Below are 24,744 nucleotides of genomic sequence, written 5' to 3'. Positions count from 1 at the left end.
GAAGCTGTTGCAAAATTTGTAGCGAATGGTGGCCAGATTAAGCCGGCTGTAAATACCAATAAAGCTGAGTTTAATTACTGCAATGCAGATACTGTTTTGCAAAGTGCTGAGCGTCCTAACAGTCACCAAAACCACATTTTGCGTACACGTGCTGAAAAGCAAGGTTTAAAAAGCTATAAACCGGTTGCCCCATGCAGATCATGTGGTACTTCCGAGCGATCTGTGAAATCAAATATCTGTCTTGAATGTGACCGCCGCAGAGCAAGAGCCAAAACAGGCTTGAGTCTTAAAAATTTGGAAGCCATTGGGCATTACCTGCTTGGAAAAGGTGAATCGGTTGAGTTTACCAGTGGCGGTAAAAAGTACGTTTTGAAAGTTGAGGTGGCGTGATGGGATTAACAAATAAACAGCGTGTTAAGCGTACCAAGAAAGTCAAATCAAGCGGATTTTTCTCACACGTTAGCTTATCCACGGCTCGTTTTTATTACTTAGGTTGTGATGGGGTTGTTTATCGGGATGATGTGTATCGCAATTGCCTGCGCCCTGCTCATCTCAGTGTAGAGCAACTGCTTGGCAACCCTAATGTGTTAACTCGTTCTGAGTTTAAAGAATGGCTTGATAGTAGAAAGGTGGCGTGATGGATATTCAAAAAGAAAGAGAGGCTTTTGAACAGTGGTATTTAGAGCACCACCGCATAACGCACATGCCATCAATTTATTGCCCAGCCGATGCTTTGTATGGAGGGGCTTACACAAATACGTTATGGACAGGTTGGCAAGCAGCCAAAGCCCAAGCGGTGCCGGAATGGATCGAATATGAAAAGCAGTCACCACGCATCGATGGTCGGTATCAAATTTTCATTAATGGTGAGCAACTTGCAGCAGATTGGGAGTCACCTTATGGATTCTCAAGTGCGGAGGATGGAACGGCATTCATTCAGGAATTAATCACTCACTGGTCTGTATTGAATAATGATCCAGTGATCGAAGCACAGGAGCAAAAGGGATGAATAAAAATACCAAAACTGAGCGCCCTATCCTTTTTAATTCTGAAATGGTTAAAGCTATTCTTTCAGGCAATAAGACTCAGACACGCCGAATTATGCGTCGTCAACCTGATGCAGTTGAGTATTTTAAGCGAGGTGAAGTAACCGCTGACACTGATGCTAAACATGCAATTTTGCGTTGTTACGACAATCCAAAAGGGTTTAAGAATTGCGCTAGCGGTTGGTCGGCTGATGCAACTTATAAAACCCCGTTTAGTGAATTCAATGTCGGTGATCAGCTTTGGGTTCGTGAAACTTTTATGGATTTAAGTGGCACAGGGGTAGAACATCGAGATTTAAACGGAAAACTCCAAAGATATGCTTATGGGGCAAATTGCCCACGAGGTAGCCACTCAGATGAGTTGCGGAAGGATTTTGGCCTTAAATGGAAGCCATCAATCCATATGCCACGTTCTGCATCTCGTTTAGTCCTGGAAATTACCAATATCCGAGTAGAACGCCTGAATGATATTTCTGAAGCAGATGCCATTGCTGAAGGTTTAAAGCCTGTTTCTGTGCCTGATTATGTCCCAGTGGATGATGGATACACCAGAGCCAATCGTACGATATGGAAAGGCTATCAAAACAATGAACGCGCTTATCGTGATACAGCCAAAGATAGTTTTATGTCGTTATGGCAATCCGTGTATGGCGCTGATTCATGGGTGGCTAATCCGTGGGTGTGGGTTATTGAATTTAAGGTTATTGAAGGAGCCAGCCAATGACTGAAAAACTAGAACAAGCCAAAGACATCCGCGAATCATTGGCAGCTCGAAAAATTGGCGGTACTGGCACTCAATTCAACAGTGAAGAAACCGAGCTGCTTTATCACATTGTTGATGATTACATTGCTCGAAACGATGAAGCCAGTGTTGATGTGAAATTGCCTTTTGAGGTTTTGAAAAGTTTGCGGGAGGTGTGATGATGGGAGTTTTTCAAATCACCGTACACGGTGAAGCGCCTCAGCTATTTGTAGGCTCTGAGGTTGGCGGTGCAAAGATCGTATCGATCAAGGATGTAAGCCCAAAATTGGTATCTGCTTCTGAATTGGCTCAGCAGTATGGAATTAGTGTTGATGCGGTCCGTGATCGCTGCGCAGAGATCAACAAAGGTACTCGTGGCAAATGCCTTTATGATCCAGAGCAGGCGAATTTGATTTTGACTGCCCGGCCTGTGGCAAAGCGCGGTCGGGCGAGGAAGAATTAGCAGTTAAAATATATGCCCTCGATAGAGGGCTTTTTATTAACTATCAATTTTAATTACTTTAAAGTTTAATTATTCCACATCAGATTTATTTTCTAATTTAGGCTTGTCCTTGGTAAGTGCTGACGTGTTAACCTCAATAAAATCTGCTTTAGTTCCCACAAACCAAACGCATTTTACAATTCCTAATGCATTAGGCTTTGAAGCAACAGTCATTGCTGGGCTTCCAGATCTTAAATAGACTACATCACCAGTAGAAATCTCGCTCATTTTTCACCTCTTAACTCTTAAAAAACTTAAGTAAACCTAAAATAAAGATAATAGCTATTTAATATCTTCGGATTTAAGGGGTTCAGCTTTCCATCTTGTTGCTAATGATTCTAGATCTTTAAATAAGGTGTCTTTTTTAGACTTTGCGCGCAACTGAGTAACGGCGGGATTAACATTGTCCCACAATTTTAAAACATTTGAACAATGCATACGCTTAAAGAGCTTTTCATCAAAAAGCTTATTGTTGATACCAATAGCATAAAATTCATGCCTATTTAAAACCAACAACATTTTCTTTTTAATATTATGCTCATTAGCACTCAAGTCAACATCATCTACTTCACAGATTTGTGCTAAAGTTTTCCTTGTACTATCAGCATCCTCAAGCTTCTCAAAATATTTCTCTGGTGAATGAGCGAAAGCAAATAATGCTACTTTCGCTTCATAAAGAACTACATCTTTATTATCATCGAGAATTGTATCAAGAGTAGACCTTTCCCGTGATGTGGTCCGTGAAGATGTGATTGTTGAATATGCAATTAATGCGGATAGTGCAAAAACTAAAGTTTGTATAAATAGGAACCAATCAGAGGTTGCCCAAGTACCAACTTTTAAAAACACATAGATCGGATTAGCAATCAGACATAGGACTATTGCAATTAGGACAACAATTATTGAAGTTAAGATTTTTAATAGCGGAAGCACATGATGATTTTTAATCATCCCAGCCCTCAAAAGCTATTAAAAGAGATCCTAGAATAAATGCAATATTTTTATAATTCATAAGTTTAATCATCTATCTACCCCTTCTATGACACAAAAACCCTTAATATCTTTTGATATCAGGGTCTGTAAATGAATATTATGCTATATGGAATAATGCGTCAATACTCCTACCTGCCAAAAAAGTCAAGATTTTGTATGAAATTAGTGCGTTATGTGTTGTCGCGCAGATTATTATTTGAATTGACTTGAATAATAATTATACGATACCAATAAACAACTAATAATTAGGAGTTTTATTATGGATTTATTGGGTACCATATTTGTTGGGGTAGTTAATTTCTTTCTGAGCGGAAGAGCAAAAGCAATAGGAGTTGGTTTATTGGGTGTGTTTATTTCGATTATATTCTTATATTTTTCGAATTCTATTTTGACAGCATTAATTACGCTTCTCCCACCATTTAAACAATACTTCTTTGAGCATATTTTGTGGTTTCAAATTGGGATCTGTATAGCCTATTTTATTCCTACAATAGTGGGATGCTATATGTGTTATAACGAACTCAATTACATATCATACAAAGAATCACGCAGATTTTATTAATCAATTAAAATGCGATAAGCCCTCTTATGAGGGCTTTTTTACGCATCCATCATATCAGCAATATCTTCAACATCCGGGTTATAGTAAGTATTCACCAGAACTTTAATATTTTTATGCCCTGTCACCTTGGCTAGAACTTCTACCGGTAATTTTTGGTTATTCACAAAGCGGGTAATAGCCTCATGGCGTGTATCATGGAAATGAATATCTGCCAGTCCTACTTTTGCTTTACGGCGCTCCCACATTAATCTGAAGGCATTCTCATTCTGGGGAATCAGCTTATCCCCTTCATGATTGATCAGATCCAGTAAAGCCAAAGCTTTTTTTGTCAGCGGAACATTACGAGCATCACCATTTTTGGTTTTTGGTAAATGCACATGCCGATCATAAATTTCAGACATTTTAATGCCAAGGATTTCACCACGGCGCATTGCTGTTTCTAATGCGAATAAGAATGCCCAGGCAACATAATGTTCAGGAAGTGTTGGCACCTGGCCATGCCTATACCCTAACCCTTCAATAATTAAATCAATCTCATCATCACGGATACGGCGATTACGTGCCTTAGGCTTGGCGGGCTTCTTAATCCCCATCCATGGATTGTTATCCAATAGAAATAGCTCTTTTACTGCATAGCTAAAAACTGATGAGTACAGCGCAATTTCACGCAGCACTGTATTTGCACCAACTTCTTTTAATCGCTTATTACGCCAGGTGGTTAAATGTTTTGGTGTAATGTCATGAATGGACATATCTGCCAGCGCACCAAATTTCTCATCAAAAGGACCTAACTGTTCTTTGACGTATTTGGATCCGCGAAGCTTCCGGCCCTGCTCGTCATAATATTTATGAAAAAGTGTTTTAAAGGGATAGTGTTGTTTTATCCCCTGATCTTCAGCCAGCTGATTTGCCTTTGACTCAAGTAATTTTTGTGCAGCCCACTGCTCGCATTCTTTTGTGGTATCGCGAGTTGCAGAATATGTTTTTCCCGCAATCATAATTTTTATTCGATAGCTTTCACCGCGCTTGATCGGCTTAGGTAATTTCATGGGTCTAAACTCAAAAATCTTGGTCTAATCTTGGTCTAAATTAAACTGCATTATCGGCAAAAAGTAGCGATTATAAAGATAGTGCAGATAACGATGTACATTATTCAAGACAATAAAAAAGGGCTTTAAGCTACTGTTTTCGCTTAAAACCCTTATAACATAACGTTTAGAATATTGGTAGGTATAAGCAGACTCGAACTGCTGACCTCTACGATGTCAACGTAGCGCTCTAACCAACTGAGCTATACACCTAAGTGTTGTGAATCATATTCACTTTTATTTTTTAAGACAAGCTCTTTCTATTATTTTTTAAAGCATTTGCACATGTTTTAAGCATTTTTCTAAATTGCTTTATTTGCTGATGATTTTGCATTAAAGAATAGTGCTGTTGCTGATAATGCTGTGCTGTTTGAGTAAATATCTGTTGCTGATCCTGTTCTGCCCGTTCAGCCAAACGAAGCATCCAGCTATAAAAAGTTTCTGCAGGCTGCTTGCGCAAGCTGAGTTCCAATTGTTTGGAAAATTGTTGAATGGCACGCTCATAAGCTGAAACCGACCGACTGTTTCGATAAAAAATCCAGATAAAATAAACTGCCACCACCAGCAGAATACTCAATAACATGATGATACTGCTGGCATAAGCATTTTTAATACCCAGCTTGGACAACCAGCCTTGCTGCTTTTCGGCATCATAGCCCACCACCTTGCTTTGCCATTGATAACTCGCATAGTCACTCCAGATTCGCAGGTTTTTCATCACTGCAAACTGGCGATATCTCCATTTCTGTTCTTTATTGCCCAAAATACTGCGATCACTTTCAATATAATTTTGCATTCCCCCATCTATGCGTTGTGGTGCAATAATCGCTGTAGGATCGATTCTTTGCCATTTTCCATGCAATAAGACTTCGGTCCATGCATGTGAATCGAGCTGTCGCACCTCCCAGCTGGCTCGATCAGGAGCAAGTTGTCCACCCTGATAACCCACCACTACACGTGCAGGTATGCCGACATAACGCATAAGCAAGGCAAAGCTAGAGGCATAATGCTCACAAAAACCACGACGTGATTGAAACAGGAATTCATCTATCCGGTTTTCTCCCAATAATCCAGGATTCAAGGTATAGGCAAAGTCATGATTTCTGTACCACTGTAAAATATTGCTGACATAGCGTTCGGGTTGCTGTCCGCTCTGCCTGAACATATCGAATGCAAACTGGCGTGATTGTTCATCTAGACGCTCTGGAATTTTGGTATTGATCTGTTCCAGTAATCTTGTCTTGTATAAAGCATTTTCTTGCGGCTGAGCATTGCCCAGCCATTGCAGTGTAATCGGCTGATTTTGCAAAATTTGTCGTACTGGGGTAATGCGGCCATCCTGTTTTAATTGATAGTTCTGTTGTAATGGTCGTGATTGTTCGAGTCCCATCACCCACATCACATGAGGATCAGCCGCTAAATACTGATAGTCAAAACTGTATTTGCTGTTGTTTAGATTTTGAATTGCGATCGGTTTTTCATTGACAAAACTGCTGGTCCAGGTTTTACCATCATACTGATCTAAAACCATCGCTCGCCAATACAAATCATTGCGGCTTGGCAATTGGTTCATATCACCAACAATTCGAAATGCCAGACTGGTCGACTGTGACAACTCGGCAATATCGCCTGGTGACATGCTGTCACTCATCCCGGTAACACTTTTTTGTACCGGAATAGGAATCACCCCAAGCGGTGGCAAACGCGGGAAAAATACAAACAGCAAGATAAAAAAAGGCAAAGCCAGAATCAGGAATTTACCCACATGTTTTGCATCACTTTGCAATGTGGTGGATTGATTTTGCAATTGTCTAAATTCGTGGGTTTGTAAACGATACAGGCCAATCAGGCAGCTGAGTAAACAGAGCACCACCATCAGTGCCATCCAGATCGACTGGCTATACAAGAATGAACTGGCACTAACAAACATGGCAAAATTAAACAGGATAATGACATCACGTTTATTCTTACTTTCCAAGGCCTTGGAAAATAAGAAAGTCGATAAAATGGCAACGCCAGCTTCTATACCAATAAAAGTTTGATAGTTAAAATAAATTGCAGCCAAGGCAACTAAAGTCAGGAGAAAAGTCCACATTCTGGATAAAGTCTTGGACTGATCTTTTAAGCTATAAAATAAAAAAAGGATGATGAGGGCAAAAATAAGGCTCAATATCAACGGATTAAAAACAACCTGTGCCATAAGTATCAATGACAGGGTCATCAGTATCGAGGTTCTGATCTGTGTATGAATCATCATTTAAGCCTGCGCCAAAAGTTTTTTGGCCTGTAATAACTGACTGTTACCCAAGCCTACAGCCAATTCGGCTTGCGGTAAAAACACCGCATATGCACACTGCATTTGCTCACATTGTTCAATTAAACCCATCATTAGACTTAATTTTTCTTCATGCTGAGTACTCGGCATATTGTGATAATGAATTTCAATATTCAGCTGCTCATTGTGCTGCTCAAATACCTTGATATATAAACCTTGTCCGCGTGCTGCCTGCTTCCATGAAACAGCCTGCAAGCTATCCCCCGCCTTGAAATTACGCAGTTCACGAAACTCGTCCATATCTGGTTCAAAACTGTGCTGATGCTGCTTATTTTCCGCATTATAAAAGGCAGCTTTGGGTGCCACCCATGAATATTCTTTTAAATAAAAATAGGTCCAGGCACGCACTAGTCCAAACGGATAAACTGAATATACCTGAATGGTTGGATAATCAAACTGTCCTCTTTTTTCAGTAAAAAAAGATAAGGTCATGTTTTGCTTCAATTCGGAAATGAAGATTTTTTCCAGATGCTGACTGGTTTTAACCCATAAATAACGCGGCTGCTTCTGCGCTTGCTGGAAATGTAATTGCAAATCAAGCTGATGCCCAGCCTGACCAACTTCATTGACTGAAACTTCAACCTTGAGGCCATGCAACTGTTTAAAAGTTAAATAAAAACTGATACATAAGATGGCACTGACCAGAAAGCAGAAACCCAAAATCAGGTTATTGGCATAATTCACCCCAGCAATGAAGGTCAGCAAGATCAATATCAGATACAAGTAACCTTGCTGATAAATAAAAATCAAAATATCCTTTTGTGAGAGCTGTTTGATTTTTTTAAACTGGAAGCGTTTCGCTAGCCATTTTTGCCACGGCCGGGTCAAAGGTGTAGTCAAGTGAATCACCCTTTAGCTGATATGGACTTGCTGCATCAGCTGCAAGGTTTCTGCTTCACTTAGGCCAATACGATGCGACACCACGGCAGCAAACACTGCTTGCACATCATCTGGAGTCACATAACTACGCTGTTCAATAAAGGCATGCGCTTGAGCAGCTTTTTTCAAAGCCAATAATCCACGGGTCGATAAGCCATGCGAGCTTTTACGGGTCTCGGCAGCCAGATCCAGCAGATAATCCAGCACCCCATCGGCAATATGAACCTGTGTCACTAACTGCTGAATTGTCAAAATTTCATCTTCATTAAAGACGTGCTGCAATGTCGCAATCAAAGCATAACGGGAATCTTGCTGTAATAACAGTTTTTCTGCAGAACGCGATGGATAGCCCAGGGACAAACGCATCAAAAAACGGTCTAGCTGGGATTCGGGCAGGCTATAGGTTCCACTCTGGAACAGCGGGTTTTGGGTAGCAATGACCCAGAACGGTTGCGGCAAATCATAACGCACCCCATCTACCGTCACCAGACCTTCTTCCATGGCTTCCAGTAAAGCACTTTGCGTTTTGGGACTACAGCGGTTAATTTCATCAGCCAGCAAAATTTGGGTAAAAATTGGCCCACGCTTAAACTCAAACTGATGCTCTTTTTGATTAAACATGTTCACCCCAATCACATCACTGGCGAGCATGTCATTGGTAAACTGAATACGCTGAAACTTCAATCCGGCAATATGCGATAAAGCACTGGACAATGTGGTTTTCCCCAGACCCGGCAAATCTTCAAACAGCACATGCCCGCCAGACAGCAAACAACACAAAGCCAGTTTGGTTTGATGTTCCTTATCTAAAATAATGCGATTGATTTGAGCCAAGAATGCCTGAATTTTTGCAGCATAAGATTCCACCTGAAAATTCAGCTCTTGCTGCGCTGGCGTGAGTTCTTGTTTTTGAACTTTATTCGTACCCCAAATCACACTCTTTCCTCAATAAAAAACGGTGCATGATTAACATACACCGTTTTGTTCTTTTTCCAAAGAAATCAAAAGATTTCTGACAAACAGTTTAACAAGGACATTTTTTCATTCCACCGCCTGCGCTTGGATAACGTGCATCCACGCAGTGACGGTAAAATGTTTTTGCATCCATTGGAACCAGGTCTGGATGATTTTTTTCCATATGCTCCAAATAGGTCTGATAATCTGGTACACCGACCATCAGGCGAAAGCTTTGCTGTAGACGTTGCCAAATCAATTGAATGGTTTTAATGCCATTCAGCATCAAAAGCTTTTTCGGTTGAGCCAGTACCGTAAACTTGATGATTTTACCCACAGCCAGTTTTTGGCGAATTTGATCTTTTAGACTCATTTCACCTCTCCTGTACCAATCTCATCACTGTAAATGGCTTCTGATTCTTGCACGCTTGGATTTGGATTAGCCAATGCACGGCGAATCACACCAACGGCAGCAAATAACATCACAACCGCCACAATCATAAAGAAACCGCACAGTACTGCATTAATCTGATTGGAGAACACAATGGTTTGCATTTCCGCAATATCTTTAGCTGGTTTTAAGATTTCTCCACGTGCAATTGCATCAGAAAAACGGTTAGCTTGTGCCAGGAAACCGATTTTTGGATTTTCATGGAAAATCTTTTGCCAACCTGCAGTCATACAGGTAATAAATAAGAAAATGGTTGGAAAAATAGTAATCCAAACATATTTCTCTTTTTTCATTTTGAACAAAATGACAGTACCCAAAATCAGTGCCATTGCAGCCAGCATTTGGTTACCAATACCAAATAGAGGCCATAAGCTGTTAATACCGCCGAGCGGATCGACTACACCCTGGTACACGAAGAAACCCCAACCTGCAACAGCTACTGCAGTTCCAAACAGATTACCAAAGAAATTGTGCGATTTTTTCAACGCAGGAATCACGATACCGACAGTATCCTGAACCATGAAACGGCAAGCACGTGTACCCGCATCTACCGCAGTTAAAATGAACAATGCTTCAAACAGAATCGCGAAGTGATACCAGAATGCCATCATGGAACGGTTGTTGAAAATTTCCGTAATAATGTGTGCCATACCAATCGCAAATGTTGGTGCACCACCGGTACGTGAAAGAATTGAACTTTCACCTACTTCCTGAGCAAGTAAGCTCAAACTTTCAGGAGTGACCACAAAGCCTAAAGTACGCACCGCTTCTGCCGCGCTTTCAACAGTAGTACCCAATACAGCTGCTGGCGCATTAATCGCAAAATAAATACCCGGCTCTAAAATGGTCGCACAAATCATTGCCATCACAGCAACAAATGATTCCATCAACATGCCACCATAGCCGATCATCCGAATATCAACTTCGTTATTGACCAGTTTCGGTGATGTACCTGAAGACACCAAAGCATGGAAACCTGAAATGGCACCGCAGGCAATGGTAATAAACAGGAACGGGAACATTGAGCCGGCAAAGACAGGACCAGTACCATCAATAAAGTGCGTGACAGCAGGCATCTTCATTTCAGGCAGTGCCACCATGATACCGACTGCAAGGCCTGCAATCACACCAATCTTCAAGAATGTTGAAAGATAATCACGTGGCGCAAGCAGTAACCAAACCGGTAAGACTGAAGCAACGAAACCATACACAATCAGACACCAGGTCAGTTGCGTACCTGAAAGAGTAAACATTGGCCCCCAATAAGGGTCAGCAGCAACATTGCCACCATACACAATCGCCATCATCATCAGTACAAAACCGATCAATGAAACTTCAGCAATTTTGCCCGGACGGATATAACGCATATATACGCCCATGAACAAGGCAATTGGAATCGTTGCCGCAATACTGAACACGCCCCATGGACTGTTGGTGAGGGCTTTTACCACCACCAAAGCAAGCACTGCCAGGATAATGATCATAACACCTAATGCACCCAGCATCACAATCACACCAGCAAAAGAGCCAAGCTCCTGCTTGGCCATTTCACCGAGTGAACGACCATCACGACGGGTGGAAATAAACAGTACTAAAAAGTCCTGAACGGCACCTGCAAGCACCACACCCACCAGCAACCAGATGGTTCCAGGCAAGTAGCCCATTTGTGCGGCAAGAATTGGCCCGACTAAAGGCCCGGCACCCGCAATAGCTGCAAAGTGGTGTCCAAACAGAACATATTTATTGGTTGGCACATAATCCAGACCATCTGCCAGACGGTGAGCGGGGGTTAAACGTCTTGCATTGAGTTCAAAAACTTTATTGGCAATAAATAAGCTATAGAAGCGATAAGCGATGCTGTAGACACAGATGGCCGCTAAAACCAGCCAAACTGCATTGACATGCTCACCTCTGCTGATTGCAAGTATCCCAAATGACACCGCACCTAGAACTGCCACCAGAAGCCACACTATTTTAGAAGTTATTGATAACTTCGGTTGAATTGTTTCCATGTAAAGCCCTCATATCTAATGCATAAATCAGCGTTCATTTTTTATTGTTCGGTATACTGCTGTTTCTTCCTTTGCGACTGTACTCCTCATATTTTGCTTTTCATGTAATACTTTGGCATAAAAAAAGGGATGATTTTGATCATCCCTTTCGATAATAGTCTATTTTAAAACCATTATGCACGTTCTAAATAGTCACCAGTACGAGTATCTACACGAACGCTTTCTTCTTGCTGTACGAATAATGGTACACGAACAACAGCGCCAGTTTCGAGTTTAGCTGGTTTGCCGCCGCCGCCAGAAGTATCACCACGTACGCCTGGATCAGTTTCCACGATTTTCAATACTACGAAGTTTGGCGCACTTACTGTCAATGGAACGCCATTGAATAACATAATTGTACAAAGTTCGTTAGAATCGTCTTTTAACCATTTTGCAGCATCACCCATTGCAGTTTTGTCCGCAGTAATCTGTTCAAAAGTTTCTGGATCCATGAAGTTCCACATTTCACCATCGTTATATAAGTAGTTCATTTCTACTTCTACGATGTCCGCTGCTTCTAAAGAGTCGCCTGATTTAAAAGTTTTTTCTAAAACTTTACCTGTTTTAAGGTTACGAAGTTTTACACGGTTGAATGCTTGACCCTTACCAGGTTTTACATATTCATTTTCCATGATTGAACATGGGTTGCCGTCAAGCATTACTTTAAGGCCTTGCTTAAAGTCATTTGTAGAATAATTGGCCATGAAAGGCTCGCTCCAAACTTACTAACTTAAATCTATTAATGCTAGACTAGCATTATTTTTAACATCTGGCATGATAAACTATTTGTATCAAGAGCAAAACTGGCAATCTCAACTGAGTGACCTGATTACGGACCCTTTAGAGTTGCTTGAAACACTTCAGCTCTCGCCTGATCAATTATTATCAGGGGCAATCCTGGCTTCTGAAAAGTTTAAGTTGCGTGTTCCCCGTGCGTTCGTCGGAAAAATGAGCATTGGTGACCCACTTGACCCCCTGCTGTTACAAGTATTACCCCATCATCTGGAACTTGAAGATCACCCTGGTTTTGTGACCGATCCTTTAGGTGAAGAACAGGCCAATCAACAGCCCGGTGTCTTACATAAATATAAATCGCGTTTTTTACTCACCTTAACCGGTGCATGTGCAGTTCATTGTCGTTACTGTTTTCGCCGTCATTTTCCTTATCAAGAAAACCTGCCAAAAAACGAAGACTGGTTAAATATTAAACAATATATTAAAGGTCAACCAGATATAAACGAAGTAATTTTGAGCGGTGGCGACCCGCTGACCCTGTCAAATCGAAAACTTGCCCTGTGGATTGAACGTCTTGAGTCAATGCCGCAAATTAAATTTTTGAGAATTCATTCACGGGTTCCGGTCGTAATCCCCAACCGTGTCGATGAAGAGCTGATTTCCCTATTAAAAAACAGTAGGCTGCGCATTATTCTAGTGGTACACTCAAATCATGCCGCTGAACTGAACGATTTTACCTGTGCCAAACTTTCAGCGTTGGTTCAACATCAAATTACCGTGCTGAATCAGGCAGTTTTATTAAAAGGGGTTAATAATTCTGCGCAGATATTAGTGGATTTAAGTTACCGCCTGTTTGAAGCGGGTGTGATGCCATACTATTTACATGTATTAGATAAAGTAAAAGGTGCCCATCATTTTGACTTAAGTCCTGAAGAAATTAATCTTATATATAAAGAGGTTTTAGAGAACCTGCCAGGATATTTGGTTCCTAAACTCGTTAGGGAAATAGCGGGCGAGAAAAATAAAACACCGCTTTTTGGGGTTTCAACTTTTTGAGTTAATAATAACGATGCTTATGAGTAATTCAGATATCTTCCAAACACCAACAGAGTTAAAGTTGGAAAAATTAAGCTTCTGCCCAACAAATGCAAAGGGGTTACAAGACTGGGTATCCAATTTATCCATTCTTCAACTGGGGAATTCTTCTAAAGAACTTTTCAATGCATTGCTGGAAATATCAGAACTTAAATGTCCGGAAATGTTGCGTTTTGACTTGATTAAAATCCTGCATCCGACCCTGGATAATGTTTTAGGCAGCCTGGAAAAGCATTTTTTCAATCAGGGAATCATTACCAATGACCGCAGTGACCAGATCATTGAACTGGCGATGCTGTTACGTAGTCATTTTGCCAAAATTTATATCGACATTTCAAAACGCTGCAACACGCAGCTTAGCATGCAAAAGTTTTCCCTATTTGCATTCAGCCAAAAGAAAAGTTTGCAAACTGCGAGAATCGTTTCTACTTATTATGCCTTGCAGCAATTGTCTTTATTGCTTTATCAACAACATTTGCTCTATAGCACACCTTTATTTGGACAATGGTTGATTGCACATCAGTTAATGGAATGTGCAATTAAAAATAATTTTTATCAAACCAATATTAACCAGATTTTAGATACCCAGCATCCTTTACAGAGCATTGCTCAGGCTTATTCACAACTGGTGTTGCTAGAAATTCTGAATACGCATCAAATTCGGCCCTCTGAAATGCAAGGCTTATATTTATGCAGTTTTGACTGGGCCAAACTGGTTCATGTGTTACCTAAAGAAACCACGCTTTCTCGCTATATTGTTGATACAAATAAAGACTATCCACCTGTTTTTAATGTCAATCAAGCCAGTTTATATAAACCGACCATTTATATTTCAACGCAAAATTTATTAGATCATCTGTCAGAAACCCAAACCAAAAAATCGGGCTATCTATCGCGTAACGAAAAGTTGTTCTTAACGCCGGCACTGCACTTCCATATTCACAACCTGCTGACCACCAATACTGAACGTCGTCATGAGCGTTATGAATATTCTGCACAACTACAAATCTGTTTTAGTCTTTCAGTGGCACACTTTTACCTCTCTAAGGGCAAAAACTTTCATGAGACTCTGGATTTAGATACAAATTACCAGTTCCATAATGAAAGCAGTTTTATTAATTCGATGAATTCAAATATTCCTGCTGAAATGACTACGGCAAAAACCTTAGACCGGGAAGCCAAACAAATTTATCCAGCAGAAGTTCTGGACATCAGTGTCAATGGTTACAGAATTAAATGGAATGGCGCTGCTCCTTCGAATTTGAAAACCGGCGAATTTATTCTCATTCAGGAAAATACCCATAGTCCTTGGCGTGGCGGTGTGATCCGCTGGATCAAGCAGTCCACAGCCAAAAGCCTGGAACTGGGACTGGAAGTATTGGCACAAGATTTATTCCCTTGTGCTGTCATGATCAAGACAGATCGTCATAGTAATAATTACCAACCTGCCCTGATTGTTCAGTCTAACCAACTTGATGAGGTATCAACCAGCCTGGTAGTGTCTGGTTCACATATGTTTAGAGAAAAACAGACCATTCATCTACGCTTGGGACAAGAAGAAATAAAAATTTATCTAACAAAAGCACAACTCATTACACAAAGTTTTATTCGTTTTGAGTTCGAGTTACTGAATGAGCAACAAGAAAACCTGATCAAAAACTTTATTAATAAGCAAACGAATGAAGTCAAGAATCACGATTTATGGGAAGCATTGAAGTGAGAAATCCATTATTGTCTAAAAAGTTAAAACGTACTGAAACACGTTTACTCATTATCGATGATAATCAAATACGTTTTAACCAAATTCGTGACCTTTTAACATCAAGTGAACATGTCGTACATGCAACCTTGCTGGACGATTTACAAAATTTCGAAAAACAATTACATCATCCTTGGGATCTGGTTATTTTCGGTCGTGCGTATGACTTAAAATATGAACAGGCTTTAAGCTTAATCCGCCTGTCTAAGCAACCGAACCTTCCTATGATCCTGCTCAAACCTGATGATTATCAAGCCGATCAATACGCAGCTTATATTCGTAAAGGCGTCTATGACATTCTTAATCTGGATTATCCAGATCGTTTTTATCTTGGTCTTTTACGTGCACTATCACTCAGTCGTTTGGTCCTGACACAACAACATTTAATGGAAGAGCTAGAAACAGCTCAAACGCATGCCCAGTCTTTAGTTCAAGAGAGCAACAAAGCGATTGCACTTATTCAGGAAGGTATTCATGTTCAAGCAAATCCTGAATATTTAGCACTTTTTGGACTTAAGGATGAAGATGATATTGTGGGACTTCCCTTACTGGATCTGCTTCAACCTAAAGATTTAAATGACTTTAAACTACGCTTTAAAAAAATTTCACAAGGTCAGTTTGACTTAGGCCGTTTTGAAATCAACAGCCTGAATAGTCAAATTTCTATTCCCAACCCGCTTAAAATTGAGTTTTTGCCATCTACGGATGAAGAAGATGCTGTACAGATTACCGTTGATATTGAATCTTCGGCATCCGGTCAAAAGACATCAGTAACAGTCGATGCGCAAAAGCCTAATACTTATCAGTTGATTAATCGTACAATTACTCAACAACCTTCTGATATTAATGCACTGGTTCTATTTTCTTTGACTTCTTGCCCGGACAGCATTTTTGAAGGTGACTGGGATACTTTCAAAAATTATTTCAGCAATATCAAGGAATTTTTAAAAGAACAAACTCATGTTCCCTTATTTGAAATGAGTTCCGGAATTTACGTTGCTTTGTTCCAAGCTGAGTCCAAAGCTAAGTTAGAGTCCAAACTTATCGGTTTAAGCTCGCTGAAAAAACCGCAATTATTGTCAATTCATCAAAGTTCTTATCCGCTTAATCTCAGAATTGGTTATACCCTGTTAGATACTGAAATACGCGACGAAAAACATTTTGAACAATTTATTACTACAGCCTATAAAACTGCTTTACCGGAAAATCAGCGAACTCCAGCACTTGAATTGAACACTCCGTTAGACATTCCAACTATTGAGCTGCAGCAACCAGAAATTAAGACAGCCCCTAGTTCGCCTGAAGCAGCACTACTTAGAGCGTTGCAACAAAGTCTGGATCGTGGTGAAATTCATCTTAAGTATCAGCAACTTTACGATAAGCAAGATACTAATCTATACACCTATGAAGTCACCAGCGGCTTTATTTATGAAAATGCCTGGAAAGATTTGGCCGGGTTAAGAGAACTTGCAGAAGATCCTGAATTATCGATTAAACTGGATCGCTGGATATTAGTAGAATCATGTAAACAACTCCATAATTTCATTACTCAATATCCTGAAGCAAGATTGATCGTCAATCTGAATAAAGCAGTTCTCTTACACGACCGAACCTTCCCGGAATTTATTTCCAAACTCATTACCATTGTTCGCAGTAAATTGAAGCATCCGTTAATTTTACAATTTTCGGAAGAAGATATTAGTCAAAATATTTCAGATGCCCAAAAGCATATTGCCCAGTTACGTCAATTTGGTGCTCAAGTCTCTCTTCGAGACTTTGGTAATACCATTTATAGCGAGTCGATGTTACGTCAACTTGATGTGAATTGTTTAACTTTACATCCGAACTTGACCAAAATGCTGCAGGCAGAAAAATCAACACAGGAATTACAGGAAAAGCTGAGCTCCTTCCAGGAAATCAAACCTGGTGAAATCATGCTGCGTGATCTCAATGACATGACCCTGTTTGCAAATGCATGGAACGTTGATGCACGTTTTATTCAGGGCGATTATTTCCAGAAAAAACTGGATCATTTGATTGATGTACAAGACCAATAGGTCTTGTACTACGTCTGGAATTGAGTCATTGATGAAATGACGGACATAAAAAAAACGGGCAAGAAGCCCGTTTTTTTATTTTGGGTATTAACGTTTGATAGAACGTGACATACCAGCAAAACGTTGTTTGAATTTGTCGATACGGCCGCCAGTGTCCACATTCTTTTGTTTACCAGTATAGAATGGGTGGCATGCTGAACATACGTCTAGGTAAATAGTTTCTTTACCAAGCGCTGAACGAGTTTCGATTACGTTACCACATGAACAAGTAGCAACTAATTTTTCATATTTTGGGTGAATATCGGCGCGCATCGTCGATTACTCCTAAGTTAAGAAAGGCTTATGCTGTCATCGCAATTGATCACTCTCATGATTCATGAGGAATAAGCTTAATCCAGGAAAAAGCAAGACCAACACCACAACAGACCATTCTTTTGGCCCACCGAGACGGATACCGTCAGAGCTAAGCACAACAAGTGGGCGCAATTATACGGGAAAAAATAACAGATAGCGAATTATTCTTTACACTCTTCTGTCGCTTTAAACTCATCTACAGGATGTTTTGACCAGTGATTGGCAATGACCCCACATACCATGAGTTGAATTTGATGAAAAATCATAATCGGCAACACAATCATACCCAAAGGCTGCCCAATAAACAGGATTTGCGCCATTGGAACACCACTGGCCAGTGTTTTTTTCGAACTACAAAAAAACATTGCAACTTGATCTTCCCGGTTAAAACCCAGCCATTTAGGAATATATAAAGCCAGTAACATGATGATAGTCAAAAATACCGAACAGGCTATAGTCAAAATCAGCAACGTTTGCAAGCTTACTGCCTGCCACAATCCGGCAACCACCGCACTACTAAACGCCCCATACACCACCATGAGAATAGTCCCCTGATCAAATGCTTTAACGATACTTGGCTTTTTCAGCATCAAAGGATAAACATACGGTCGCAGGATTTGCCCTAAAATAAAAGGCACCAGTAATAACAAAGTGATTTGAATAATGGATGAAGTCGGATCAAAACCATGTTGTGACTGACCTAGAATAAATACACTGACCAGTACCGGAGTAATGAACATACCAATAATATTGGAAAATGAAGCACTACACACTGCACTGGCAACATTGCCTTTTGCTACCGAAGTAAATGCAATGGAAGATTGCACTGTTGATGGCAAGAAGCACATAAACAGGAAGCCCCAATACAGCTCCTTACCTAATAGTGGTAACAGAATGGGTTGCGCAAGTAATCCAAGTATCGGAAATAATGCAAAGGTAAACGCAAATACCACCACATGAAGTTTCCAGTGCAGCATGCCTTGTACCACCGCCTCTCTGGAAAGCTTAGCACCATGCAAAAAAAATAAAATCGCAATTGCACCAGAAGTAATCACCCCAAAGACATCAGCAGCCAAACCGTATACTGGAACTATTGATGCCAAAATCACCATGATAATCAATAAAATAGTAAAGCGATCCAATGCCAATAGTTTTAACATGGTGACCTCCTGTCATTTTAGCTAATAAAAAACCCAATAAGTGAATTTACCTAAAGGTAAAGTTTCATCTTACTGGGCTAGATAAATAAAGCCAGTGTTTCAACTCAATGTTGAATATTTAATTTATCTATATCAGTTTATGATTAGGGTCTGTTGACAATTCGTCTATGTTTTCGACTACGAGTATTTTTTAGAGGATACTAGGCGTGAACTACAAAATTTAGTCATTCTAAATGCGTAGTTCACAACGACGTAGCGTCAAAAAATAAAGAAGGTCTCAATAATTATGAAAGAAGTCTATTAGTTATTTCTAGCATTGACATCTTGCTGAATCAGTTCAATTTTATAGCCGTCCGGATCTTCAACAAAAGCGATTACGGTAACACCACCTTTCATTGGCCCCGCTTCACGCACAACCTTACCACCACGCGCCTTGATCTCTTCACAGGCTTTATAGGCATCATCGACCGCAATCGCAATATGACCATAAGCATTGCCCAGCTCATAACTTTCTGTGTCCCAGTTATGGGTCAATTCCAGTACAGTATGGTTTTCTTCATCCCCATAGCCGACAAACGCCAGAGTGAAGCGACCCTCTTCATAATCGCGTTTACGAAGCAAAGTCATACCGAGTACTTCAGTATAGAATTTTAAAGATTGTTCCAAATTGCCTACACGTAACATGGTATGCAGCATGCGCATGATTCATTTTCCTGAGTTTTCAATTTTTACAAACACTATAGGGATTTAGTGAGGAAAATTCAATTTCGCAATCTGGTGGTAGATGTCATTTATTGTGCTGCTTCCCCACCGTTTTTTACATTTTTAAATCAATATTTGGCTTAAAAGCACGACTCATCATGATGATTGAATAATTTGCTTAGGCTATTTATAAGACCATACTCAACTTCAGCAGTGAGTTTTAGCTAAAGAAAAAACCCATTTTATCCTTTAGACAAAATGGGTGATTCATTCAGTTTTTTAAAATTTGAGCTTAATTGGACTGTTGCTGATGCTCACGCAACAACTTCGCAACCCAAACCACCAATATTAAAATTGGAATGCCAATCAGTGTGGTCATGAGGAAGAAATTCGGATAACCAATATTGGTCACAATGGTACCTGAGTAACCGCCTAAAATCTTCGGCGTTAAAGTCATCAGTGAACTGAAAATAGCATATTGCACCGCAGTGAAAGATACACTGGTCAAACTGGACAAGAACGCAATAAATGCTGCACCCGCCAATCCAGATGCCAGATTATCGACAATAATGGCAAAATATAACCACAGTGAACTATAAGGTTTAATCACCTTACCGCTAATTTCCACCTCATCAGTCGATTGAACATTGACTGCTGCTAAAGGCTGCACATCAACATCCAGATCTTTGGCTACGCTTGAGTTCATATCGACAGTATAACGATGCTGTGTGCTTAAAATGGCTTTGCCATTATCTACCACTTCAGCCACAAGCTGTTTCGATGCTGAATTTGCCAGGCTTTCTGCTGGAATGGCTGTGCTAAATACCCCACTCTTATCCAGATTGGCATCAAATTTTTGGCTGTCCAGACTTAGGACAATTTTTTGCGTTTCAGATAATGGTTGACCAAAATATTGTCCCCGTACCACCAGACTATTCTCTTGTTCATATGAGGTAATAACATTATCGCTGGTCACCGGCAGAATTTGTATTATGCCCGATTGAGCATTCCGCTGCTTAGCATCAAGTTTTAAATAAGGAACTGTGCTCACTACTGGATGCTGTGAATTATCCTGATACTGTGTCATAACCTGTACGTCATTGGCTTGAGCTAACACCTGAGCGGGTACTTTAAGTTTCCAGTAACCCACTTCATCCGACTGAACCTGATACTTGTGCTGACCTATCGTGACTTGAACATCATGGGTTGGCTGGCCTGATTTCACCAAACCAATAAAGATCAGGTTGGTTGAGCTGGCCAGAATTGCACCAACAAACATCAATTTCATAATGTTCATACGCTGTGCCAACAAGCCACCCAGGAAACCACCGACCAGGCTGAAAATCACCCCATAAATTTTTACCGCTTCTGCAATCTGCTCTTTACTGAAGTTTAAATCCTGATAGAAAACATTGGAAATAACACCGGCAATAATGTCGGAAATACGGTAGAAACCAATTAACAGCAACAGCACTAACGCCAATTTTAAGCCATAACGTCTAAAAAAATCAGCAACCGGACTAATCCAGGTTTCAACAGCCATTTGCTTGTTTACTGCGCCCATTTTTACCAATAATGAGCCAAGCAAAGCGGCTATCGCAGCAGATCCAATAAAACGTAATGTTTCAAAGCAGAACAATAAGAACGAATCGGTGATTGCAAATTGTTCCTTAACAGATTCGGTTAAGTTTCCAGAAAAAATATAGCTCAGGACAAAGCCAATCACGGCAACAAAAAATACGGCGACCAGACGATAATAATCGCTACGCTTATAGTCTTTATAGCTACGCTCAACCTTCGGTTCACGAATCACTAAAGTGGTGATAATACCCACCAGCATGACAGCAGCCATAACTAAATAAGTGATTTTCCAGGCACTATAAATATAGTTTCCTTTGGCCGTACCGAGTGATGCCGCTAGGAACAAGGCACCTGCACCGGCCACAATCATCCCGATGCGATAACCTGCATTGTAAGTGGATGCAAGGACTGTCTGCATTTCAGTTTCTGCAAGTTCAATACGATAGGCATCTATCACAATATCCTGAGTCGCTGCAGAGAAACCCAATAACACTGCTCCTGCTGCCATCTGATACAAATAACCCTGACCGAGTGCCGGATTAGAAAATGCCATAATACAAATGGCACTAATAATTAAAACTTGCGCAATGAGCAACCAGGCCCGACGTCGTCCCAGCTTTTTGGTCAAGACAGGCACCGGCAATTCATCAATTAAAGGTGCCCAGACAAATTTGAAGGAATAACCCAGTGCTGCCCAGCTGAAAAAAGTGACTGCACTTTTTTCAATGCCAGCCTCACCCAGCCATAAAGACAAACTGGAAAAGATCAGAAGAATTGGAATACCGGCTGAAAAGCCTAAAAACAGCATGATCAGTGCACGACGATCGAGAAAAGCAGTAAAGGCAGATTTCCACCCTGTAGATTGTGTTGTCATTACGTTGTTTTTTTCTGCAAAACTGAATGCTGCTATTCAAACGCTTAATAAGTTCAGTTTCAACAATAATTATGAAATCATTATTTTATTTTATCGATAAAAATGACCTGCCCGCTTGAATTTTTCAACTAAACCTGTATACCTTAAATCTCTAGTGCAATATTTTAGTTTTGGATTTAAACAGTGCCCCAAAAACTCGATCAAATGAATTCTTCATTATCTGCAACAACTACAGTGACTCAACCTGACCCTATACAAAGCAGTTTAATTTCAGCATTCGATCAACCGGAAATTCAAAACACCCTGACCAAAACACAGCTCCACCCCAAGCAGCTGACGCATACGCCTAATCTTGAAAAAATTCCTGCGTCAACAAGAAGAATAAAACCGCTCAATGACTTTCTTGGGCAAGATCGCGCACGTGCCTCTGTTGAAGCAGGCATCGCCTTGCCTTATTCTGGCTATAACATTTTTGCAGTCGGTACGGCAGGCTTAGGTAAGCGCACCATGATCAAGCGTTTACTGCAACAACATGCCAAGACCATGCAAACCCCAAATGACTGGGTCTATGTCAACAATTTCAAGTTTCCCCGTCAGCCAATCGCACTTGAACTTCCGCCAGGACAAGGTCCTAAATTCCAGACCTTGCTGCATCAAACCTGGCAAACCATTTTAAAACAGTTGGAACGACGCTTTACTGCTGAAACCTACCACAACCGTATTGAAATGATTCGCGAGCAAACTGGCGATGAACAACAATCGGCATTGGTCGAACTGACCAAAGAAGGCGCAGATTTTGATTTAAAATTGATTTCGCAAGATGATGAACACTGCTTCGTACCGGTTCATCTGAAAGACAATCAATATCAGGAAATGTCCAAAGAAGATATTAATGCCCTGGATAGCAAACAACGCGCAGAAATTGCTGCAAACATTCGCTACATGAATAAAAAACTGGAGCGGTTGGGCTTACATTTAGGCGATCTGGAAGATGATGCACGGGATCAGGTTCAGCACTTGAACCGCGACATTGCCAAACAAGTGGTGATGCCGCGTATTGATATTATTCAGAACAAATATCCCGATGTCGATGGCCTGACTGAATATCTGCAATATTATGCTGAAGATATTATCAATAATGTAGAGATCATCCTTGAACAAGAAGAGGATGATTTCGCTCCTGGTATTTTCAGTCGTGTGCCTTCACGTTATCAAGCCAATATCATCGTTTCCTACAAGCCAAATAGCGGTGCGCCAGTCATTTTTGAAGACTTCCCTACCCACTACAACTTGTTGGGACATGTGGAACAACTTACCCAAAATGGCACCATTACCACCGACTTTACCCTGATTCGTCCAGGTTCACTGCATCGAGCCAATGGCGGTTTTCTGATGCTTGAAGCAGAACAGCTGCTGGAACAGCCTTATGCATGGCAAGGTTTGAAACGTGCGTTGAAATCTGGAAAATTAAAGCTGTCTTCCTTGGAACACATGCTGACCTTAACCGGCAGCATCTCCATAGAACCACAAGCGATTCCATTAAATATTAAAGTGATTTTACTTGCAGAACCTGAAATTTATTATGAAATTCTGGAACTGGAACCTGAACTCGGCAGCGTGTTTAAAATTCGGGCCGACTTCACCGACACATTACAACGTAATGACATTAATGAACAAGCCTATATGCAACTGATTGCAGACTATGTTCAAGCGGACAAACTCTTACCGTTTGACCGTTCTGCACTGGCTGCACTACTCACCGATTCAAGCCGTCAGGCGGAAGATCAAAGCTCATTGTCATTGCATGCCCTAACTTTGGGTGATCTGATCCGTGAAGCACATCATCATGCAGCTCAAGCCGGTGATAAAACCGTTTCAGAAAAACATATCAATACCGCACTTGATCATCGCAAATATCGCTTGGGTTATTTACGTGAACTGTACTGGCAAGATTTAACACGTGGTACGCAGTTAATCGAAACCAAAGGCCATCGTTTAGGACAGATCAATGCCCTGTCGGTAATTCAATATGCCGATGTCGAATTTGGCTTGCCTTCACGTTTGACTGCTTCGGTGTATCAAGGTGGCGGTGATATTCTGGATATCGAACGCAGTGTCGAATTGGGCGGCTCATTGCATGCCAAAGGCGTATTGCTGATGTCTAGCTTCCTGAAAGCTCACTTTGGTCGTGAACAGATTTTACATTTTTCTGCTGCCCTCGCCTTTGAACAAAGTTATGGTCAAATCGATGGTGACAGTGCAACCGTTGCTGAACTTTCTGCACTCATCTCTGCCATTAGCCAGTTACCGATTGATCAGTCCTGGGCCATTACCGGCTCCATGAACCAGTTGGGTCAGGTTCAACCGATTGGCGGTGTCAATGCCAAAATTGAAGGCTTCTATGATGCCTGCAAGTTGCAAGGTTTGACTGGCAAACAAGGGGTAATTATTCCGCGTCAAAATATGGAACATCTGATGTTACGTCATGATGTGATTGAAGCTGTAGCCAAAGGTCAGTTCCATATTCATGCTATTGAGACCATTGATCAGGCCTTGGAACTTTTAATGGCACGTCCTGTAGGAACACTGAATAAAAAAGGTCGCTATAGTAAAGGTTCAATTTTTGCTGCGGTAATGGCGCAATTAGAATATTGGCAGGCGCTTGAAGATGGTGCCGAGCTTGAAGAAGAACCGAAGAAAAAGAAAAAAAAGAAGAAAGACAAAAAAAAGGCAAAAACTGAAACAACAGCTGCTGAAACTTTATCAGCGACATCGGCTGAAGATGCAGTAAATGATCAAGACAACAGCTTGGATAATGCCTGAC

At 40.8% G+C, this 24,744-nt stretch carries 23 protein-coding genes and 1 tRNA gene; 10 read left to right on the top strand and 14 right to left on the bottom strand.

Translation table 11 applies throughout. The features are described 5' to 3' along the window. The 6 genes from ACE01R_RS07325 to ACE01R_RS07300 form a co-directional block, all read left to right on the top strand. Positions 1-390 (top strand): hypothetical protein (locus tag ACE01R_RS07325; RefSeq protein WP_395550025.1); only part of this gene is annotated, 390 nt, incomplete at its 5' end. Further along, positions 390-638, top strand: a complete 249-nt coding sequence (locus tag ACE01R_RS07320; RefSeq protein ID WP_200224338.1) for a hypothetical protein — start codon at positions 390-392, stop codon at positions 636-638. The genes ACE01R_RS07325 and ACE01R_RS07320, both read left to right, overlap by 1 nt. After that, positions 638-1,009, top strand: coding sequence for a hypothetical protein (locus tag ACE01R_RS07315; RefSeq protein WP_395550024.1), 372 nt, complete (start codon positions 638-640; stop codon positions 1,007-1,009). The genes ACE01R_RS07320 and ACE01R_RS07315 overlap by 1 nt, the downstream gene beginning before the upstream one ends. Further along, positions 1,006-1,770: a hypothetical protein gene (locus tag ACE01R_RS07310; RefSeq protein WP_395550023.1), complete on the top strand. Its 765-nt coding sequence runs from the start codon at positions 1,006-1,008 to the stop codon at positions 1,768-1,770. Before ACE01R_RS07315 ends, ACE01R_RS07310 begins: the two co-directional genes overlap by 4 nt. Beyond that, positions 1,767-1,967, top strand: coding sequence for a hypothetical protein (locus ACE01R_RS07305; RefSeq protein WP_395550022.1), 201 nt, complete (start codon positions 1,767-1,769; stop codon positions 1,965-1,967). The genes ACE01R_RS07310 and ACE01R_RS07305 overlap by 4 nt, the downstream gene beginning before the upstream one ends. Then, the gene (locus ACE01R_RS07300; RefSeq protein WP_395550021.1) at positions 1,967-2,251 is read left to right on the top strand and encodes a hypothetical protein; all 285 of its coding nucleotides are present in this window, start codon (positions 1,967-1,969) and stop codon (positions 2,249-2,251) included. The genes ACE01R_RS07305 and ACE01R_RS07300 overlap by 1 nt, the downstream gene beginning before the upstream one ends. Before the next feature lie 69 nt (positions 2,252-2,320). Here the strand turns inward: ACE01R_RS07300 and ACE01R_RS07295 are convergent, their stop codons facing one another. The 10 genes from ACE01R_RS07295 to efp all read right to left on the bottom strand — a co-directional run bounded on the left by ACE01R_RS07295 (position 2,321) and on the right by efp (position 12,307). Beyond that, positions 2,321-2,518, bottom strand: coding sequence for a DUF2158 domain-containing protein (locus ACE01R_RS07295; protein WP_395550020.1), 198 nt, complete (start codon positions 2,516-2,518; stop codon positions 2,321-2,323). Positions 2,519-2,572: 54 nt separating this feature from the next. Then, positions 2,573-3,241, bottom strand: coding sequence for a DUF4760 domain-containing protein (locus ACE01R_RS07290; RefSeq protein ID WP_395550019.1), 669 nt, complete (start codon positions 3,239-3,241; stop codon positions 2,573-2,575). 642 nt (positions 3,242-3,883) lie between these two features. Next, positions 3,884-4,894, bottom strand: a complete 1,011-nt coding sequence (locus ACE01R_RS07285; protein WP_395550018.1) for a tyrosine-type recombinase/integrase — start codon at positions 4,892-4,894, stop codon at positions 3,884-3,886. Between the two features lie 175 nt (positions 4,895-5,069). Then, positions 5,070-5,146 (bottom strand) — tRNA-Val (locus ACE01R_RS07280). Positions 5,147-5,177: 31 nt separating this feature from the next. Continuing rightward, positions 5,178-7,187: a transglutaminaseTgpA domain-containing protein gene (locus tag ACE01R_RS07275; RefSeq protein ID WP_395550035.1), complete on the bottom strand. Its 2,010-nt coding sequence runs from the start codon at positions 7,185-7,187 to the stop codon at positions 5,178-5,180. A gap of 3 nt (positions 7,188-7,190) precedes the next feature. Further along, entirely contained in the window at positions 7,191-8,096 is a 906-nt protein-coding gene (locus ACE01R_RS07270) for a DUF58 domain-containing protein (RefSeq protein WP_395550034.1), read from the bottom strand. Positions 8,097-8,120: 24 nt separating this feature from the next. Further along, positions 8,121-9,026 carry an AAA family ATPase gene (locus ACE01R_RS07265; protein ID WP_395550033.1) on the bottom strand — a complete coding sequence of 302 codons (906 nt, stop codon included), beginning with the start codon at positions 9,024-9,026 and terminating at the stop codon, positions 8,121-8,123. A gap of 145 nt (positions 9,027-9,171) precedes the next feature. Then, on the bottom strand, positions 9,172-9,474 hold the full coding sequence (locus ACE01R_RS07260) for a YbdD/YjiX family protein (RefSeq protein WP_395550017.1): 303 nt from the start codon (positions 9,472-9,474) through the stop codon (positions 9,172-9,174). Then, positions 9,471-11,564: a carbon starvation CstA family protein gene (locus ACE01R_RS07255; protein ID WP_395550016.1), complete on the bottom strand. Its 2,094-nt coding sequence runs from the start codon at positions 11,562-11,564 to the stop codon at positions 9,471-9,473. Before ACE01R_RS07255 ends, ACE01R_RS07260 begins: the two co-directional genes overlap by 4 nt. A 173-nt stretch (positions 11,565-11,737) precedes the next feature. Beyond that, positions 11,738-12,307 carry an elongation factor P gene (gene efp, locus ACE01R_RS07250; RefSeq protein WP_086195645.1) on the bottom strand — a complete coding sequence of 190 codons (570 nt, stop codon included), beginning with the start codon at positions 12,305-12,307 and terminating at the stop codon, positions 11,738-11,740. A gap of 70 nt (positions 12,308-12,377) precedes the next feature. Here efp and epmB point away from each other — a divergent pair, with 70 nt between their 5' ends. From epmB to ACE01R_RS07235, 3 genes are read left to right on the top strand one after another with little or no spacing between them, the layout of a single operon-like run. After that, complete coding sequence (gene epmB, locus ACE01R_RS07245; RefSeq protein ID WP_395550015.1) at positions 12,378-13,394, top strand: EF-P beta-lysylation protein EpmB; 1,017 nt, start codon at positions 12,378-12,380, stop codon at positions 13,392-13,394. 13 nt (positions 13,395-13,407) lie between these two features. Then, a complete protein-coding gene (locus tag ACE01R_RS07240; protein WP_395550007.1) occupies positions 13,408-15,153 on the top strand; it encodes a GTPase in 1,746 nt (581 codons plus the stop codon). Further along, on the top strand, positions 15,135-17,249 hold the full coding sequence (locus ACE01R_RS07235; RefSeq protein WP_395550005.1) for an EAL domain-containing protein: 2,115 nt from the start codon (positions 15,135-15,137) through the stop codon (positions 17,247-17,249). Before ACE01R_RS07240 ends, ACE01R_RS07235 begins: the two co-directional genes overlap by 19 nt. Before the next feature lie 87 nt (positions 17,250-17,336). On the opposite strand, the gene rpmE is transcribed toward ACE01R_RS07235, so the two are convergent. From rpmE to ACE01R_RS07215, 4 genes are all read right to left on the bottom strand, one after another. Beyond that, complete coding sequence (gene rpmE / locus ACE01R_RS07230; RefSeq protein WP_001200845.1) at positions 17,337-17,561, bottom strand: 50S ribosomal protein L31; 225 nt, start codon at positions 17,559-17,561, stop codon at positions 17,337-17,339. A 203-nt stretch (positions 17,562-17,764) separates the two neighbouring features. Beyond that, positions 17,765-18,763, bottom strand: coding sequence for a bile acid:sodium symporter family protein (locus tag ACE01R_RS07225; RefSeq protein WP_395550004.1), 999 nt, complete (start codon positions 18,761-18,763; stop codon positions 17,765-17,767). Between the two features lie 300 nt (positions 18,764-19,063). Continuing rightward, on the bottom strand, positions 19,064-19,465 hold the full coding sequence (gloA, locus tag ACE01R_RS07220; protein ID WP_395550002.1) for a lactoylglutathione lyase: 402 nt from the start codon (positions 19,463-19,465) through the stop codon (positions 19,064-19,066). A 292-nt stretch (positions 19,466-19,757) separates the two neighbouring features. Continuing rightward, the gene (locus ACE01R_RS07215) at positions 19,758-21,920 is read right to left on the bottom strand and encodes an AmpG family muropeptide MFS transporter (RefSeq protein ID WP_395550001.1); all 2,163 of its coding nucleotides are present in this window, start codon (positions 21,918-21,920) and stop codon (positions 19,758-19,760) included. 183 nt (positions 21,921-22,103) lie between these two features. On the opposite strand from ACE01R_RS07215, the gene ACE01R_RS07210 reads away from it, so the two are divergent. Further along, positions 22,104-24,743, top strand: coding sequence for a Lon protease family protein (locus ACE01R_RS07210; RefSeq protein WP_395549994.1), 2,640 nt, complete (start codon positions 22,104-22,106; stop codon positions 24,741-24,743). Position 24,744: the final 1 nt, after the last annotated feature.

The sequence above is a fragment of the Acinetobacter sp. BSP-28 genome (assembly GCF_044130285.1).
Lineage (GTDB): Bacteria > Pseudomonadota > Gammaproteobacteria > Pseudomonadales > Moraxellaceae > Acinetobacter.
The sequence above is the reverse complement of the archived record's forward strand: the minus strand, read 5'-3'. Positions and strand labels throughout refer to the sequence as shown.

Excerpts from the sequence above, each read along its gene's own strand:
- ACE01R_RS07320 (WP_200224338.1), top strand. The coding sequence starts at position 390 with ATGGGATTAACAAATAAACAGCGTGTTAAGCGTACCAAGAAAGTCAAA.
- ACE01R_RS07315 (WP_395550024.1), top strand. The coding sequence starts at position 638 with ATGGATATTCAAAAAGAAAGAGAGGCTTTTGAACAGTGGTATTTAGAG.
- ACE01R_RS07310 (WP_395550023.1), top strand. The coding sequence starts at position 1,006 with ATGAATAAAAATACCAAAACTGAGCGCCCTATCCTTTTTAATTCTGAA.
- ACE01R_RS07305 (WP_395550022.1), top strand. The coding sequence starts at position 1,767 with ATGACTGAAAAACTAGAACAAGCCAAAGACATCCGCGAATCATTGGCA.
- ACE01R_RS07300 (WP_395550021.1), top strand. The coding sequence starts at position 1,967 with ATGATGGGAGTTTTTCAAATCACCGTACACGGTGAAGCGCCTCAGCTA.
- ACE01R_RS07295 (WP_395550020.1), bottom strand. The coding sequence starts at position 2,518 with ATGAGCGAGATTTCTACTGGTGATGTAGTCTATTTAAGATCTGGAAGC.
- ACE01R_RS07290 (WP_395550019.1), bottom strand. The coding sequence starts at position 3,241 with ATGATTAAAAATCATCATGTGCTTCCGCTATTAAAAATCTTAACTTCA.
- ACE01R_RS07285 (WP_395550018.1), bottom strand. The coding sequence starts at position 4,894 with ATGAAATTACCTAAGCCGATCAAGCGCGGTGAAAGCTATCGAATAAAA.
- ACE01R_RS07275 (WP_395550035.1), bottom strand. The coding sequence starts at position 7,187 with ATGATTCATACACAGATCAGAACCTCGATACTGATGACCCTGTCATTG.
- ACE01R_RS07260 (WP_395550017.1), bottom strand. The coding sequence starts at position 9,474 with ATGAGTCTAAAAGATCAAATTCGCCAAAAACTGGCTGTGGGTAAAATC.
- ACE01R_RS07255 (WP_395550016.1), bottom strand. The coding sequence starts at position 11,564 with ATGGAAACAATTCAACCGAAGTTATCAATAACTTCTAAAATAGTGTGG.
- efp (WP_086195645.1), bottom strand. The coding sequence starts at position 12,307 with ATGGCCAATTATTCTACAAATGACTTTAAGCAAGGCCTTAAAGTAATG.
- epmB (WP_395550015.1), top strand. The coding sequence starts at position 12,378 with ATGATAAACTATTTGTATCAAGAGCAAAACTGGCAATCTCAACTGAGT.
- ACE01R_RS07240 (WP_395550007.1), top strand. The coding sequence starts at position 13,408 with ATGCTTATGAGTAATTCAGATATCTTCCAAACACCAACAGAGTTAAAG.
- ACE01R_RS07235 (WP_395550005.1), top strand. The coding sequence starts at position 15,135 with ATGGGAAGCATTGAAGTGAGAAATCCATTATTGTCTAAAAAGTTAAAA.
- rpmE (WP_001200845.1), bottom strand. The coding sequence starts at position 17,561 with ATGCGCGCCGATATTCACCCAAAATATGAAAAATTAGTTGCTACTTGT.
- ACE01R_RS07225 (WP_395550004.1), bottom strand. The coding sequence starts at position 18,763 with ATGTTAAAACTATTGGCATTGGATCGCTTTACTATTTTATTGATTATC.
- gloA (WP_395550002.1), bottom strand. The coding sequence starts at position 19,465 with ATGCGCATGCTGCATACCATGTTACGTGTAGGCAATTTGGAACAATCT.
- ACE01R_RS07215 (WP_395550001.1), bottom strand. The coding sequence starts at position 21,920 with ATGACAACACAATCTACAGGGTGGAAATCTGCCTTTACTGCTTTTCTC.